Origin of the sequence: Streptomyces inhibens, from assembly GCF_022221585.1 — a bacterium.
Lineage (GTDB): Bacteria > Actinomycetota > Actinomycetes > Streptomycetales > Streptomycetaceae > Streptomyces > Streptomyces inhibens.
On record NZ_CP084681.1, the window covers coordinates 4,083,712 to 4,098,346 of the forward strand.

At 72.7% G+C, this 14,635-nt stretch carries 12 protein-coding genes and 1 pseudogene; 7 read left to right on the plus strand and 6 right to left on the minus strand.

The annotated features are described in order from the left end of the window. Window position 1: 1 nt before the first annotated feature. Genes KI385_RS18585 through hutU form a run of 3 tightly spaced genes read right to left on the minus strand, consistent with a single transcriptional unit; the run spans window position 2 to window position 4,256 of the window. A complete protein-coding gene (locus KI385_RS18585; RefSeq protein ID WP_238573297.1) occupies window positions 2–1,360 on the minus strand; it encodes a formimidoylglutamate deiminase in 1,359 nt (452 codons plus the stop codon). Beyond that, a complete protein-coding gene (locus tag KI385_RS18590) occupies window positions 1,351–2,568 on the minus strand; it encodes an allantoate amidohydrolase (protein WP_238577741.1) in 1,218 nt (405 codons plus the stop codon). Before KI385_RS18590 ends, KI385_RS18585 begins: the two co-directional genes overlap by 10 nt. Before the next feature lie 17 nt (window positions 2,569–2,585). Continuing rightward, window positions 2,586–4,256, minus strand: coding sequence for a urocanate hydratase (gene hutU, locus KI385_RS18595; RefSeq protein ID WP_128503612.1), 1,671 nt, complete (start codon window positions 4,254–4,256; stop codon window positions 2,586–2,588). 220 nt (window positions 4,257–4,476) lie between these two features. Here hutU and KI385_RS18600 point away from each other — a divergent pair, with 220 nt between their 5' ends. The 5 genes from KI385_RS18600 to KI385_RS18620 all read left to right on the plus strand — a co-directional run bounded on the left by KI385_RS18600 (window position 4,477) and on the right by KI385_RS18620 (window position 8,928). Then, window positions 4,477–4,983, plus strand: coding sequence for a hypothetical protein (locus KI385_RS18600; protein ID WP_238573298.1), 507 nt, complete (start codon window positions 4,477–4,479; stop codon window positions 4,981–4,983). Continuing rightward, window positions 4,980–5,363 (plus strand): transcriptional regulator, encoded by a 384-nt coding sequence (locus KI385_RS18605; RefSeq protein WP_238573299.1) that lies wholly within the window; start codon window positions 4,980–4,982, stop codon window positions 5,361–5,363. The genes KI385_RS18600 and KI385_RS18605 overlap by 4 nt, the downstream gene beginning before the upstream one ends. Then, the gene (locus KI385_RS18610; protein WP_425356928.1) at window positions 5,360–6,400 is read left to right on the plus strand and encodes an ABC transporter ATP-binding protein; all 1,041 of its coding nucleotides are present in this window, start codon (window positions 5,360–5,362) and stop codon (window positions 6,398–6,400) included. The genes KI385_RS18605 and KI385_RS18610 overlap by 4 nt, the downstream gene beginning before the upstream one ends. 113 nt (window positions 6,401–6,513) lie before the next feature. Then, entirely contained in the window at window positions 6,514–7,470 is a 957-nt protein-coding gene (locus KI385_RS18615) for an ABC transporter permease (protein ID WP_238577743.1), read from the plus strand. A gap of 123 nt (window positions 7,471–7,593) precedes the next feature. Further along, window positions 7,594–8,928 carry a type III PLP-dependent enzyme domain-containing protein gene (locus tag KI385_RS18620; protein ID WP_238573300.1) on the plus strand — a complete coding sequence of 445 codons (1,335 nt, stop codon included), beginning with the start codon at window positions 7,594–7,596 and terminating at the stop codon, window positions 8,926–8,928. Window positions 8,929–9,081: 153 nt separating this feature from the next. Here the strand turns inward: KI385_RS18620 and KI385_RS18625 are convergent. The 3 genes and pseudogenes from KI385_RS18625 to KI385_RS18635 all read right to left on the minus strand — a co-directional run. Next, window positions 9,082–9,636: pseudogene (locus KI385_RS18625) on the minus strand (hypothetical protein); the annotation flags it as partial. Between the two features lie 196 nt (window positions 9,637–9,832). After that, entirely contained in the window at window positions 9,833–10,921 is a 1,089-nt protein-coding gene (locus tag KI385_RS18630; protein ID WP_238573301.1) for a MurR/RpiR family transcriptional regulator, read from the minus strand. Window positions 10,922–11,088: 167 nt separating this feature from the next. Then, window positions 11,089–12,573: an aromatic amino acid ammonia-lyase gene (locus tag KI385_RS18635; RefSeq protein WP_238573302.1), complete on the minus strand. Its 1,485-nt coding sequence runs from the start codon at window positions 12,571–12,573 to the stop codon at window positions 11,089–11,091. Between the two features lie 196 nt (window positions 12,574–12,769). Here KI385_RS18635 and KI385_RS18640 point away from each other — a divergent pair, with 196 nt between their 5' ends. Together KI385_RS18640 and KI385_RS18645 are read left to right on the plus strand one after the other, a co-directional pair. Beyond that, window positions 12,770–13,960: an ABC transporter ATP-binding protein gene (locus KI385_RS18640; RefSeq protein ID WP_238573303.1), complete on the plus strand. Its 1,191-nt coding sequence runs from the start codon at window positions 12,770–12,772 to the stop codon at window positions 13,958–13,960. After that, a complete protein-coding gene (locus KI385_RS18645; RefSeq protein ID WP_128503631.1) occupies window positions 13,957–14,631 on the plus strand; it encodes an ABC transporter permease in 675 nt (224 codons plus the stop codon). Before KI385_RS18640 ends, KI385_RS18645 begins: the two co-directional genes overlap by 4 nt. Window positions 14,632–14,635 lie beyond the last annotated feature (4 nt).

A 14,635-nucleotide genomic window follows, 5' to 3' on the forward strand; every position in this document is an offset into this window, starting at 1 on the left:
TTCAGCCGCGTACGGCGGCGATGGATTCTGCGAGGGCGGTGGGTACGTCGGGGAGAAGAGTGTGCACACCGTCGCGGACGATCTGCCGGCCGCCGACGATGGTGTGTCGCACATCCGCCGCGGAGGCGGCGAATACGGCTGTCTCGGCGGCCAGCCGGGGCAGTGGTCCGGCGGTGCGTACGGAGTCCAGTGCGATCGTGGTGAGGTCGGCGAGCGCGCCGGTGGCGAGGGTGCCCGCCTCGTCCCAGCCCAGGGCGGCGTGACCGTCGGCGGTCGCCGCGCGCAGCAGGGCGTTGGCCGTCCAGTGCCCGCGGGTGCGGGTGCGCAGCCGCTCGTCGAGCTCCATGGCGCGGGCCTCTTCGAGCAGATCGATGACCGCGTGGCTGTCGCTGCCGAGGGACAGCGGGGAGCCGTGCGCCTGGAGCTGGACGGCCGGGCCGATGCCGTCGGCGAGGTCGCGTTCGGTGGTCGGGCACATGCATACGCCGGTGCGGGAGTTGCCGAGCAGCCCGATGTCGTCGCCGGTGAGGTGGGTGGCGTGTACGGCGGTGGTGCGGGGGCCCAGCACGCCGTGGTCGGCCAGCAGCTGGGTGGGGGTGCGGCCGTGGGCGTCGCGGCAGGCGTCGTTCTCGGCGGTCTGCTCGGAGAGGTGGACGTGGAGCGGTGCCTGCCGCTCGCGGGCCCAGTCCGCGACGATGCTCAGCTGCCCGGCGGGGACGGCGCGTACGGAGTGGATCGCGGCGCCGATGCGGGCGTGCTCGCGGCCCCCCTCGAGCGCGTCGGCGCGCTGTGCCCAGGCGTCGGCGGTGCCGTCGGAGAAGCGCAGCTGGAGCTGGTTGGGCCGGGCGCCGAAACCGGCGGAGAGGTAGGCGGTGTCGAGCAGGGTGATCCGGATACCGGCGTCGGCGGCGGCCGCGATCAGCGCCTCGCCCATCGCGTTGGGGTCGTCGTAGCGGGTGCCGCCGGGCGCGTGGTGGAGGTAGTGGAATTCACCGACGCAGGTGATGCCGGCCAGGGCCATCTCGGCATAGACGGCGCGGGCGAGGGCGTAGTAGGTGTCGGGGGTGAGCCGGCCGGCGACCTGGTACATGAACTCGCGCCAGGTCCAGAAGGTCCCGGAGCCGACCTGGACGGTGCCGCGCAGTGCGCGGTGGAAGGCGTGCGAGTGGGCGTTGGCGAGGCCGGGCAGGGTCAGGCCTCGCAGCACGACGGCGCCGGGCGGCGGGGTGTCGGCCCCGGTGTGGACGGCTGCGATCCGCCCGCCCTCGACGTCCAGCGCGACGCCCGGCTCGACGTGCGTGTCGAGCCAGGCGTGTTCGAGCCAGTACGTCGTCGGTGTTGCCTGCGGCGTCAGTGGCACGCCAGCCCCTCCAGTACGTCGGCGAGTGCGGTGACCCCGGCGGTGCAGTCGTCCTCGTTCGCCGCTTCGGCGGGTGAGTGCGAGATACCGGTGGGGTTGCGGACGAACAGCATGGCGGTGGGGACGGTTCCGGACAAAATACCGGCGTCGTGTCCCGCGCCGGTGCCGAGGACGGGCACCGTCCGCTCCCCCGTCTTGGCGAGGATCGCGCTCAGCTCGTCCCGCAGGGCGTGCTGGAACTCCACGACGGGGGTGAAGGATTCGCGGACCACGGTCAGGTCCACTCCGTCGCGGGCCGCGCGCTCGGCGGCCGCCCGTTCGATCCCCTGGATCACGGTGTCCAGGGTGTCCTGGTCGGGTGCGCGGGAGTCCAGCCAGCCGCGGACCAGCGAGGGGATGGCGTTGACGCCGTTCGGCTCCACGCTGATCTTCCCGAAGGTGGCCAGGGCGCCGGCCAGCCGGGCCTGCTCGCGGGCGGCGAGCACGGTCGCGGCGTAGCTGAGCATCGGGTCGCGGCGGTCCTCCAGGCGGGTGGTGCCGGCGTGGTTGGCCTCGCCGTGGAAGTCGAACCGCCAGCGGCCGTGCGGCCAGATGGCGGAGGCGATGCCGACCGGGTCACCGGACAGGTCGAGGGCGCGGCCCTGCTCGACGTGGAGTTCGACGAACGCGCCGATCCTGGCGAGCCGTTCGGGGTCCGGGCCGATGGCCTCGGGGTCGTATCCGGCGCGCTCCATGGCCTGCGGCAGGGTGGTGCCGTCGCCGTCGCGCAGCTGGTGGGCGGCCTCGGTGGTCAGCGCCCCGGCGGCGAGCCGGGAGCCGACGCAGGCCAGGCCGAAGCGGGCGCCTTCCTCGTCGCCGAAGTTGACGATCGCCAGCGGCTTGTCGAGCGCCGTTCCCCGCCCGCGAAGTTCGTCCAGCGCGGCGAAGGAGGAGACGACGCCCAGCGGGCCGTCGAAGGCACCGCCGTCCGGTACGGAGTCCAGGTGTGAGCCGGTGACGACGGCGTCGCCGGGGGCCACGTCCTGGTAGCCGGTGGCGCCGAGCCAGGCCCACTGGTTGCCGTTGCGGTCCAGTTCGTAGGCGAGCCCGCGGGCCTCTGCCTGCGCCTTGAACCACGCACGGCAGTCGGCGTCGGCGCCGGTCCAGGCGTAGCGGCGATAGCCCCCGGAGGAGGAGTTGCGGCCGATGGGCCGCAACTCCTGCCACATCTCGTGGAACGAGGCGGTCACGCGCCCTCGCCTTCGCCCTCGCGCATCGGGATGCGGACACCGCGCTCGGCGGCCACCTCGTCGGCGCGCTCGTAGCCCGCGTCGACATGCCGGATGACGCCCATACCGGGGTCGTTGGTGAGCACCCGGCGGATCTTCTCGCCGGCGAGCGGCGTGCCGTCGGCGACGGTGACCTGGCCGGCGTGGATGGAGCGGCCCATGCCGACACCGCCGCCGTGGTGCAGCGAGACCCAGGAGGCACCGGAGGCGACATTGACCATGGCGTTGAGCAGCGGCCAGTCGGCGATCGCGTCCGAGCCGTCCTTCATGGCCTCGGTCTCGCGGTAGGGCGAGGCGACGGAGCCGCAGTCGAGGTGGTCACGGCCGATGGCCAGCGGTGCGGCCAGGGTGCCGTCGGCGACCATCTCGTTGAAGCGCTCGCCGGCCTTGTCGCGCTCGCCGTAGCCGAGCCAGCAGATGCGGGCGGGCAGGCCCTGGAAGTGGACGCGTTCACCGGCCAACTTGATCCAGCGGGCCAGCGACTCGTTCTCCGGGAAGAGGTCCAGGATCGCCTTGTCGGTCGCGGCGATGTCGCGGGCGTCGCCGGACAGCGCGGCCCAGCGGAACGGCCCCTTGCCCTCGGCGAACAGCGGCCGGATGTAGGCGGGGACGAAGCCGGGGAAGGCGAAGGCCCGCTCGTACCCGGCGAGTTGGGCCTCGCCGCGGATCGAGTTGCCGTAGTCGAAGACCTCGGCGCCGGCGTCCATGAAGCCGACCATGGCCTCGACGTGCCTGGCCATCGACTCGCGCGCCCGCTGGGTGAAGTCGGCGGGCTTCTCCGCCGCGTAGGCGGCCATGTCGGCGAAGTCGATACCGACGGGCAGGTAGGCCAGCGGGTCGTGGGCGCTGGTCTGGTCGGTGACGATGTCGATCGGGGCGCCCTCGGCGAGCATCTGCGGCAGCAGCTCCGCGGCGTTGCCGAGCAGGCCGATGGAGAGCGGCTTGCGCTGGTCACGGGCCTCGACGGCGAGCTGGAGGGCGTGCTGGAGGCTGTCCGCCCTCACGTCCAGGTAGCGGTGCTCGATGCGCCGCTCGATGGCCCGCGGGTCGCAGTCGATGCAGATGGCGACGCCGTCGTTCATGGTGACGGCGAGCGGCTGGGCGCCGCCCATGCCGCCGAGGCCGGCGGTGAGCGTGATCGTCCCGGCCAGCGTGCCGTTGAACTTCTTGGCCGCGACGGCCGCGAACGTCTCGTACGTTCCCTGCAGGATTCCCTGCGTCCCGATGTAGATCCACGAACCGGCCGTCATCTGCCCGTACATGGTCAGGCCGAGGGCCTCCAGGCGGCGGAACTCCTCCCAGTTGGCCCAGTCGCCGACGAGGTTGGAGTTGGCGATGAGCACCCGCGGCGCCCACTCGTGCGTCTGCATCACGCCGACCGGCTTGCCGGACTGGACGAGCATCGTCTCGTCCTGCTTGAGCGTGGTCAGCGTGCGCACCATCGCATCGAAGGAGCGCCAGTCACGGGCGGCCTTGCCCGTGCCGCCGTAGACGACGAGCTGGTCCGGATGTTCGGCCACCTCCGGATCGAGGTTGTTCTGCAGCATGCGCAGCGCGGCTTCCTGCTGCCATCCCCGAGCACTCAGCTCCGTACCGCGCGGTGCCCGCACGGGTCGCGGTCCCGACATGGGCCGTGCCTCCCTGACGTCGAATGGATTGAGCTATTCACATACTGGAGCCACTGAATAGCGCTAGTCAACAGGGCGCGAGGAGGTACTGCCCGCGAGGCGCGGGAACCGGCCATCCGGGTCCGGATTTTCGACTTGCCGAGCAGGAAAGTCTGCGTTAACTTTCCTAGTGAGCAAGTCAACGGGGAACAGCTTGAACCGCCTTGGGGAGGCGATGACCATGAGTACATCGGTGGATGCCGAACGGGCCTGGCAAGATCTGCAGCGCATCCGAGTGCCACAGGAGCGGGTGTACGACGAGATCGAGCGCTGCGCGCACGGCGGAGCCGGGGCGACGTACACCACGGCCGGAATCATGTGGGTGTTCCTCGCCGTCTCGGGCCTGGATCTGCCGCAGTGGGCGTTCTGGCTGGCGCTCACCGCCTACGTCACGGTGCTCGGCTCACTGGCCGTGATCTACAACCGCAGGACCCGCATGCGGCTGCACCGCTCGCGCCACGACTGGCGATCCGTCGCCGCCTTCGTCGCGGGCATGGTGGTGACCGGCGTGACGGTCCTGGCCTCGGGCCGTCTGGTCGAGTCGCTGACGCTGCCGTACGGCAGCCTGATCCAGGCCACCGTCTCGGCGGGCGCGTTCGTCCTCTTCACCGGCCCGGTGAACCGCTGGGCGGTCGGCTCACTGCGCGACCGCGGTATCAGAGCCGCGCAGAAGGGGGTGGGGCAATGAGCACTCCGAGCGGCTTCGACGAGCTGATCCACCCGTCCACCCGGCTGTCGGTGGTGGCCCTGCTCGCCGCCACGGAATGGGCCGACTTCTCCTTCATCCGCGACAGCCTCTCGCTCAGCGACTCCGCGCTCTCCAAGCAGCTGCACACGCTGGAAGAGGCCGGATATCTGGAGATACGCAAGGAGGGCGGCGGCCGCAAGCGGCGCACCAAGGTTCGGCTGACGAGCCGCGGCCGCACCGCCTTCGAAGGCCATGTGGCCGCACTCCGCGCGATCGTCGAGGGCGCGGGGCCGACGGCCGTACCCACCTCGTCAACGGAGCCCGCCGCAAAGGCGGCGACCGGGGAACGACACCAGCACCACGCGGAGGCAGGCCGATGACCATACCCGAGCACAGCCCTGTGGCCCCGGCCACGCCCGCCGCGGCCACGACGCCCGGCGCAGCCACGGAATCCGCCCAACCCGTCATCCGGGTGAGCGACTTGAGGATGTCGTACGGCAGCACCGATGTGCTGCACGGCGTCGACCTGGAGATCCACCGCGGCGAGATCTTCGCGCTGCTCGGCCCCAACGGCGCCGGAAAGACCACCACCGTCGAGATCCTGGAGGGCTTCCGCCGGCGTTCCGCCGGGGAGGTCAGCGTCCTGGGTACGGACCCGGCGCGCGGCGGCGACGCCTGGCGCGGCCGGATCGGCCTGGTCCTGCAGTCCTGGCGCGACCACCGCCGCTGGCGGGTCGCCGAGCTGCTCAAGCACTTCGCCACGTACTACCCGGCACCGCGCGACCCCGCCGAACTCCTGGCCCTGGTCGGCCTCACGGAACAGGCCGACCAGCAGGTCGACCGGCTCTCCGGCGGCCAGCGCCGCCGGCTGGACGTGGCGCTCGCCATCGTCGGCCGCCCTGAGCTCCTCTTCCTGGACGAGCCGACCACCGGCTTCGACCCCGAGGCCCGTCGCGGCTTCCACGATCTGGTCGAACGGCTCGCCCGCGACGAGGGCGTCACGATCCTGCTCACCACCCACGACCTGGCGGAGGCCGAGCGGCTGGCCGACCGAATAGCGATGCTGGTCAACGGCCGGATCCGGGCCTGCGGCACTCCGTCGGAACTGGCCCGGCGGGCCGCCGCACAGGCCGAGGTCCGCTGGACGACGGCCGACGGCTCGGCCCGCCGCGAGCGCACCGAGGACCCGTCCCGGCTGGTCTGGGAACTCCACCGGGACACGGGCGGACCGATCGCCGACCTGGAGGTCCGCCGCCCGACGCTGGAGGACACCTATCTGCACATGGTGCATCGGGAGGACCCGGCCGGGGCCGGAACCGGGGACTCCACAGGCGCCGGGATCGGGGAGACCGCCGGGGCCGGGTCCAGGCGTGAGAACGAGTCCGGGGCCTCGGACGGGGAGAAGCGAGCCGCATGAGGGGGACGCAGGTGACCGCGGTGACGGACACGACCAAGAACGTGGCGGGGGACATGCACGGGGACATGGGGGAGGACATGAGGCGGGACATGAGGCGGGGCATCACGGGGGACATGGCCGAGGGGATCGGCACGACCGACGGGACCACAGGGCAGACCACCGACCGGGCCACGGGGCAGACCACCGACGGGGCCACGGGGCAGACCGGCCCGCGCCCACACCGCCGCTACTGGCGCGCCGGATTCCTGCGCGGCGGCATCGAGCTGCGCCACCTCGTCCGCAACCCCAAGGAGATGAGCGGCCATCTGGTCAATGTCGTCGTCGCGCTGCTGCTCGCCGGCTACATCAGCGACAAAGTGCCCGGCACGCACGTCCCGATGGCCCATCTGACGCTCGCCGGCTTCGCCGCCTATCTGCTGTTCCAGATCGGGCTGGTCAACCTCCCGCAGATTCTGGTGACCGAACGGGAGGAGGGCGCTCTGCTGCGGCTGCGCGCCACACCCGGCGGCATACCGGCCTATCTCGTCGCCAAGTCGCTGATGGTGGTCGCCATGGCGCTGGGCACCCTGGTCGTCCTGCTGGGAGCCGCCGCACTGCTGGTGGACGGGCCGCTGCCGCACGGGCCCGGCGGCTGGCTGACGCTGCTGTGGGTCAGCGCGCTCGGTCTGCTCGCCGTCGTACCGCTGGGGGCGGCCATCGGGGCCGTGCTGCCGAACCCCCGCGAGGCGCTTGCGTTGATCATGCTGCCCGCGATGGGGCTGCTGATCACCTCCGGTGCGATGTTCCCGCTCACCCAGCTGCCGCTGGTGGTCCAGAAGATCGCCTCCGTCTTCCCGCTCAAGTGGATGGCGCAGGGTCTGCGCTCGGCCCTGCTGCCGGACGCCGCACGCGCCGCGGAACCGGCCGGCTCCTGGGAGCTGCCGACGGTCGCCCTGATACTCACCGCCTGGGCCGCCCTCGGCTTCCTCCTCGCCATCCCCCTCCTGCGCCGCGCCGCCCGCCGCGAGTCCGGCTCCCGCCTCACCGAACGCCACCGCAAGGCGGGGCTCGGCGGCGCCCGCACGGCGTAGCCCGACGCACACCAGGCACCCGCCAGCCCCACCCGCCCCCTCCGCGTCCCCTGGCCAACCGCCCTCCCATGGCCAGCCGGTATCCCATGGCGCCGCACCCCCGCTCAATGATGGAGTTGGCTCATGACCTTCACGGATCGAGACCGTGCCGTACAGGCAGCCGTTGCGCGGGGGCTGGTGGGGGCCGGGGAGCCCGTTGTGGGGCTGCTCGATGTTGCCGGGATTCGGCGGGCTGCGGGCGAACTCCGGGCCGCCTTCGAGGAGTTCACGGCGCCCGGAACCCCGGTTCTGCACGCCTTCGCGGTGAAGGCCGCCTCGCTCGTGCCCGTCCTGCGGCTGCTTGCGCAGGAGGGGCTCGGCTGCGAGGTGGCCAGCCCCGGTGAGCTGGCACTGGCCCGCGCCGCCGGGGTGCCGATCGCGCGCACGGTCCTGGACTCGCCCGCCAAAACCCTCGCCGAACTGCGCGAGGCGCTGGCCCTCGGGATCGCCGTCAACGCCGACAACCCCGAGGAACTGGCCCGTATCGACGGGCTGATGTCCTCCGCGCCGAGCACCGCACCCCTCGGTCTGCGGGTCAATCCGCAGATCGGCGGCGGCAGCATCGGGGCGATGAGCACCGCCACCGACACCTCCAAGTTCGGTGTCGCGCTGCGGGACGGGGGCGCCCGCGAATGGGTCGTACGCGCCTTCCTCGCCCGCCCGTGGCTGACCCGGCTGCACGCCCATGTCGGGTCCCAGGGCATGCCGCTGGAGCTGATGGCCGCGGGCGTACGGAGCCTGTTCGATCTCGCCGAGGAGATCAATGAGCAGGCCGGCCGGCGCCAGGTCGACACCCTCGACATCGGCGGCGGCCTGCCGGTCAACTTCTCCTCGGACGCCACCACCCCGACCTACCGCGAGTACGCCGCGCTGCTCCGCTCGGCGGTCCCCGGTCTGCTCTCCGGACGCTATGGGCTCGTGACCGAATTCGGCCGCTCGCTGCTGGCCAAGCACGGCACGGTCCTCGCCCGTGTCGAGTACGCGAAATCGGCGGGCGGCCGCCCCATCGCGGTCACCCATGCCGGCGCCCAGGTCGCCACCCGTACGGTCTTCGTCCCTGAGGCCTGGCCGATCCGGGTCGCGGCGTACGACGCCGAAGGCCGCCCCAAGACGGGCGAGCCGGTCGCCCAGGACATCGCCGGGCCGTGCTGCTTCGCCGGCGACCTGGTCGCCGAGAACCGCCCGCTACCCCTCCTGGAGTCCGGCGATCACGCCGCCCTCCTGGACACCGGCGCGTACTACTTCTCCACCCACTTCGCCTACAACTCCCTCCCCCGCCCGGGGATTTACGGCTATGCGGCCGCCGACGACGGCACCGTCCGCTTCGCGACCGTCCGCACCCCGCAGACCGTGGAGGAACTCACCGCGGAGAGCGGCGGGGCGCATACGGAGGCACTGCGCGATCTGGGGAGTCCGTAGGACACGCCCCTCCCTGAGCCCTCAGCGGCCGGTCCGTGGCGCCGCGGACCGTACCGCCCTGGAGCGCGACGCCCCGGACCGTACCGCCCTGGAGCGCGACGCCCCGGACCGTACCGCCCTGGAGCGCGACGCCCCGGACCGCGACGCCCCGGCGCGCGCTCCCCCGGGCCGCGCGTCGCCTGCGGCCATTCCGGTCAACTCGTACCCATGGAGCTCCTTGCCCGCGGCGCCGCCCCGCCCGGCGGACTCCGTGCGCACCCACAGCAGCGCGTCGTGCTCCCGCTCCCAGCGGCCCAGCCACCACGCCTTGCCCCAGAGCCCGAGCGCCGCCCCGGCCATCAGCAGACCGCCGGCCGCCGGCAGCGCGAACGAGGAGCCGACCGCCGCCAGGAAGGCGAGCAGCAGCCACCAGCGGTGCGCCCGCCGCCAGATCCGGATGGTGACCGACCGGTCCTGAAGGATGACGGCCTTCCGGGCCCGCGACGCCCCGCGTGCCAGCGCCGTATACCGCCCGCGCCGTACCGCGAACACCACGAACGCCGCGATCACGAACAGCGCCGCCCCCGCCAGCAGCCCGATCGTCCGCCCGGTCAGCCCCGGTACCAGCGCCCCGATACCCGCGGCCAGCAGCCCCGGCCACCACAGCCAGCCGGCCGGTGCCCGCACCACCACCGCCACCCGCGCCAACGCATACGCCCCGCGCCCCACGACAGACCTCCTACCGCCGAGACCGTCAGGACCGCCACATCACACCCCCGTGCGCGGCGGCCGGACGTCACACCTCTATCGGCGCCGGAGCGTAGCCAGCCCGGATGAGGATTTTCTGAGACGGCCGCCACCCGAACGGGTGCCCCCGCCGCCCCCTCACTCCACGAACACGTCCCTCACTCCACGAACACGCCCGTCACTCCACGAACAGCCCCCGCGCCGCCGCCTTCGCGTCGAACTCCTCCAGGCGGGCCTGGGCGTCGGGGAGGGCGTCGCACATCGCCTCCAGGAGGACGCGGCCCAGGAGCATGGGGGCGCAGGCTGTGTCGAAGGCCAGGCCGGTGCCGACCGCGGCCGGGAGGAGGAGGTCGGTGTGGTGGGCGACAGGGGCGAAGACGCTGTCGGCGACGGTGACGACGGTCAGGCCGGCCGTGCGGGCGTATTCGAGGGCGTCGACGACCTCGCGGGGATGGCGGGGCAGCGCGAAGCAGAGCAGGGCGCTCGCCCCGGCCCGTACGGCGGCGTCGACGCGGTCGGCGAGCATGGTGCCGCCCTCGTCCAGGAGGCGGACGTCGGGGTGGACCTTGCGGGCGAAGTAGGTGAAACCGGCGGCCTGGGCGGTGGCGGCGCGCAGACCGAGGACGGGGAGCGGGCGGGAGGCCGCGAAGAGGCGGCCGGCCTCGATCACCGGGGACGGGTCGGCGAGGGCGGCGGCGAGATGGCGGAGGTTGTCGATCTCCGCCTGGACGGCCTGCTGGTACTCGTTGTACGAGCCGGTGTCACCGGGCTTCTCGGCGGGTGCGACCTCGCGCAGATGGCGGCGGAGCGCCGGGTAGCCGTCGAAGCCGAGCGCGACGGCGAAGCGGGTGACGGACGGCTGGCTGACGCCGGCCAGTTCGGCCAGTTCGACGCTGGAGAGGAAGGGCGCATCGGCGGCCCGGCGGACCATGCAGTGCGCGATCCGGCGTTGGGTGGGTGTCAGCCGGTGGCCCTCGAAGAGCTTTTGCAGGCGGGCGGCGGTACCGGTGGCCGCTTCGGTGCCTGTGCCCGCCTCCGTGACGGTCACCGCCTCCGTGACGGTCACCGCCTCCGTGACGGTCACCGCCTCCGCGGCCGGTGCCCGGTCGGCCCCGCCCTTCGACTCGTCACCCCTCGGCTCGTCAGCCCTCGACCCTCCACCCCTCGACTCGCCATCCCGCGACGCGCGATCCCGCAACGCGTCACCCCTCGACTCGTCGTCGGCCGCGCCGCCGATGCCACCGCCGTTGTCCCCGTCCCCGCTCATCGCCTCTTCTTCCCGGCCCGTTCGTGCGGGGCCTTGTCCTGTGTCGACCGACTGTACGGAATTCCTGGCCCGCGCCGGTCCGGGCTACGCGTACGGTTCCGGCCGTACGGGATCATCCCGGATCGTCCCGGCCCGCGAGCGCCGCGACGCATGCTCCCCGGTGCCTCTCACAGCCCCGCCAGCTCGTCCAGCAGCCCCGTCGCCACCGCGACGTCGTCCGTCAGCGGGCGGTCCTCCATCCGCGGGTCGAGGGCCTCGGCGGCCAGCGCGAAGGCGGCGGCGAGCGGGAGGCCGGGCTCGGGCTCCAGGGAGCGCATGCGCAACGCCCTTACCGCGGCGACCAGTTCACAGGCGAGGACCTGGCGGTAATACGTGCAGGCGCGCAGGGTCTGGCGGGCGCCCAGCGAGGCGAAGCTGGCCTGTTCCTCGACGCCGCGGGAGAGGACGGCGTGGCCGAGCGAGGCGGGGTGGGAGACCGCGCGCATCTCGCCGAGCGCCGCGCCGGCCGCGTACTCCAGGATCATCACGCCGGAGCTGGCCGGCGCGGCATCGCCCAGGAACGGGCGCAGGCGGGTGAAGTCGGGCTCGGAGAGCGCGGCGAGGCGGGCGGTGGACAGCCGGGCGGTCTGCAGCACGGCCAGCCGGAAGGCGTCCAGGGCCAGCGCGGCGTGTGCGGCGTAGAAGTTGCCGTGGTGGTAGGCGGCCTGGTCCTCGATGCTGATCAGCGGGTTTTCGGCAGCGGCGTTCACCTCGACGGTGAGTACGGCGTCGAGGGTGTCGGCGGCGTCCAGCGCCGGGCCGTGGATCTGGGGGATGCAGCGGAAGCCGTAAGGGTCCTGGATGCGGCCGAGGGGCGGGGTGGGGCGGGGCGGGATGCCGGAGAGCGTGCGGATGCGCTCGGCGGCGGCCGCGGAGCCGGGGTGCGGGCGGGCGAGCATGACCGGCTCGGCGAAGGGTTCGTACGAGCCGCCGACGGCGAGGAGGGAGAGCGCGGCGATGGGGAGCGAGGCGGCCAGCAGCCGGCGCAGTTCGTCGAGGGCGAGCGCGGACTGGCCCAAGGTGAGGGCGTTGCTGCTGATCAGGGCGAGGGCGTCGTTGTTGTCGAGGGCGATGGGCGCGGGGGCCCGGCCGCCCCGGCTGCAGTGCCAGGGGTGTTCGCCGGCCAGCGCGAGGCCGGTCTGGGCGAGCGCGGCGAGGTCGCCGGTGCCGACCGCGCCGTGTTCGTTGACGACGGGGTGCGCGCCGGAGTCCAGGGCGGCCAGCAGGGAGGTGATGACCGCGGGGTTGAGGCCGGCGCCGCCCGCCAGCAGCTGGTTGGCGCGCACCACGAGCATGGCGCGGACCTCGCGTCCGGGCAGTGGGTCGCCGATCGCGCCGGCGTGGCTGCGCAGCAGCCGTAGTCCGTGTTCGGCGTCGGAGGCCCCGACGTCCTCCGTACGGTTGGCCCCGACGCCGGTGCTGCGCCCGTAGACCCGGCCGGTGGCGGCGAGGCGGCGGGCGGTGTCCCAGGATTCCTCGGCGCGGGCGAGGGCCTTGGGGTCGGGCGCCGCGGGGTGCGCGGTGCGCTCCGCGAGGGCGGCGATATCGGCGGTGCGCAGCCCGGTGCCGTCGAGTGTGATGCGCCGGCCGGCCCGTCGACCGCTGTCCAGCATGTGGGAAACCAAGGGGCTCAACTCCCTCTTATAACGCTCTTTGTGGACGGAAGTCCGACACCTCGTTCCGTACGGTGAGTCGAAGTAACAGGCAATTAACGGGCGATGTAACAGGCGATTTACCCGCGCCTATTGACTTCTATTCACGTGCCTAAGACTCTGCATGACACTATGCAGGCCGGGCAAGGGGCAGCGGATGATCAAGTTCGACGCAGTCAGCAAGCGATACCCGAATGGCACAACCGCCGTGGACGATCTGTCCCTGGATCTCCCCGAGGGCGGCGTCACCGTCCTCGTCGGATCATCCGGATGCGGTAAGACGACCACCCTGCGGATGGTGAACCGCATGGTCGAGCCGACCTCCGGCACCATCAGCGTCGGCGGCCGCGACATCCTGGAGGCGGACGCCGCCGAGCTGCGCCGCGGCATCGGCTACGTCATCCAGCAGTCCGGCCTTTTCCCTCACCGTACGATCCTGGACAACATCGCGACGGTCCCGCTGCTGCTGGGCTGGGGCAGGCGCAAGGCGCGCGCCCGGGCCGCCGAGCTGCTGGAGCTGGTCGGTCTGCCGGCCGACGCCGGCAAGCGCTATCCGCACCAGCTCTCCGGCGGCCAGCAGCAGCGCGTCGGCGTCGCCCGCGCACTCGCCGCCGACCCGCCCGTCCTGTTGATGGACGAGCCCTTCGGCGCGGTCGACCCTGTCGTACGCACCCAGCTCCAGAACGAGCTGCTGCGGCTCCAGGAAGAACTGCGCAAAACCGTCGTCTTCGTCACCCACGACATCGACGAGGCGGTCCGCCTGGGCGACCGGATCGCGGTCTTCCGCACCGGCGGCCGGCTCGTCCAGTGCGCCGAGCCCGCCGAGCTGCTGGCCCGCCCCGCCGATGATTTCGTCGCCGACTTCCTGGGCGCCGAGCGCGGGCTGAAGCTGCTCTCGCTCACCACCCTCGCGGATGTGCCGTACGCGCCCGGCCAGGCGATACGCGCGGACGAACCGGTCGGCAAGATCTCCCGCGACGGGGCGCGCTGGCGTCTGGTGACCTCCCCGCGCGGCGAACCGCTGGGCTGGCTGGACACCGACGCACTGCCCAGCGGCGGGACGGCCGGCGAGGCTCGTCTGGAGACCGTACGGGCGCTGCGGGACACCGACTCGCTGCTCTCGGCGCTCAACGAGGCGGTCTCCTCCCCGGCCGCCGCCGTCGCCCGGGTCACCGCCGACGGCATCCTGACCGGCCTCACCTCGCGCGACGCCATCCACGAGCGGGCCGGCCGCAGCCACGCGGAGGCGGGACGGGCGGCGGCCACCGAGGAAACCGCCCCTGCCGCGCCCGCCACCGAGAACACCACGCTCCGCAAGACCGCCCCCACCGCGGAGCGCCCCGCATGACCATCGAATGGGGCTGGTTCCCCGACCATGCCGACGAGATGACCCGCCTGACCGCGGACCACCTCGCCACCGCCGTGCCCGCCGTCCTCCTCGGCCTGCTGATCGCGCTGCCGCTGGCGGTCCTCGCGCACCGCGTACGGCCGCTGCGCGGCTTCGTCCTCGGCGCGTCCAACATCCTCTACACCATTCCCTCCCTCGCCTTCTTCGTCCTGCTGCTGCCGATCACCGGTCTGACCCGCACCACCGCGATCGTCGGTCTGACCGCGTACACCCTGGTCGTGCTCGTACGGAACACCGTCGAGGGCCTGGACGCGGTCCCGGTCAAGGCCCGCGAGGCATCGAAGGCGATGGGGACCAAGCCGCTGCGCACCCTGCTCACCGTCGAGCTACCGCTCGCCCTCCCGGTGATCATGGCGGGCGTACGGGTCGCCACGGTGATGTCCATCTCCCTTGTCAGCGTGGCGAGTTACATCGGATACGGCGGCCTCGGCCAGCTCTTCACCGACGGCTTCCAGCGCAACTACCCCACCCCGGTCATCGCCGGCGTGATCCTGACCCTGCTGCTCGCCCTGGTCGCCGACGCGCTGCTGGTGACCGTCCAGTGGCTGTGCACCCCCTGGCGGCGCGGCACCTCCCGGCAGCGCACCTCCAAGCTGTGGAAGCGGGCGTGACGTA

What these genes read in the sequence shown, in the direction of transcription:
- KI385_RS18610 (WP_425356928.1), top strand. Translation starts at nt 5,360, where the DNA reads ATGACCATACCCGAGCACAGCCCTGTGGCCCCGGCCACGCCCGCCGCG.
- KI385_RS18605 (WP_238573299.1), top strand. Translation starts at nt 4,980, where the DNA reads ATGAGCACTCCGAGCGGCTTCGACGAGCTGATCCACCCGTCCACCCGG.
- KI385_RS18635 (WP_238573302.1), bottom strand. Translation starts at nt 12,573, where the DNA reads ATGCTGGACAGCGGTCGACGGGCCGGCCGGCGCATCACACTCGACGGC.
- KI385_RS18620 (WP_238573300.1), top strand. Translation starts at nt 7,594, where the DNA reads ATGACCTTCACGGATCGAGACCGTGCCGTACAGGCAGCCGTTGCGCGG.
- KI385_RS18600 (WP_238573298.1), top strand. Translation starts at nt 4,477, where the DNA reads ATGAGTACATCGGTGGATGCCGAACGGGCCTGGCAAGATCTGCAGCGC.
- KI385_RS18590 (WP_238577741.1), bottom strand. Translation starts at nt 2,568, where the DNA reads ATGTGGCAGGAGTTGCGGCCCATCGGCCGCAACTCCTCCTCCGGGGGC.
- KI385_RS18630 (WP_238573301.1), bottom strand. Translation starts at nt 10,921, where the DNA reads ATGAGCGGGGACGGGGACAACGGCGGTGGCATCGGCGGCGCGGCCGAC.
- KI385_RS18645 (WP_128503631.1), top strand. Translation starts at nt 13,957, where the DNA reads ATGACCATCGAATGGGGCTGGTTCCCCGACCATGCCGACGAGATGACC.
- KI385_RS18615 (WP_238577743.1), top strand. Translation starts at nt 6,514, where the DNA reads ATGGCCGAGGGGATCGGCACGACCGACGGGACCACAGGGCAGACCACC.
- hutU (WP_128503612.1), bottom strand. Translation starts at nt 4,256, where the DNA reads ATGTCGGGACCGCGACCCGTGCGGGCACCGCGCGGTACGGAGCTGAGT.
- KI385_RS18640 (WP_238573303.1), top strand. Translation starts at nt 12,770, where the DNA reads ATGATCAAGTTCGACGCAGTCAGCAAGCGATACCCGAATGGCACAACC.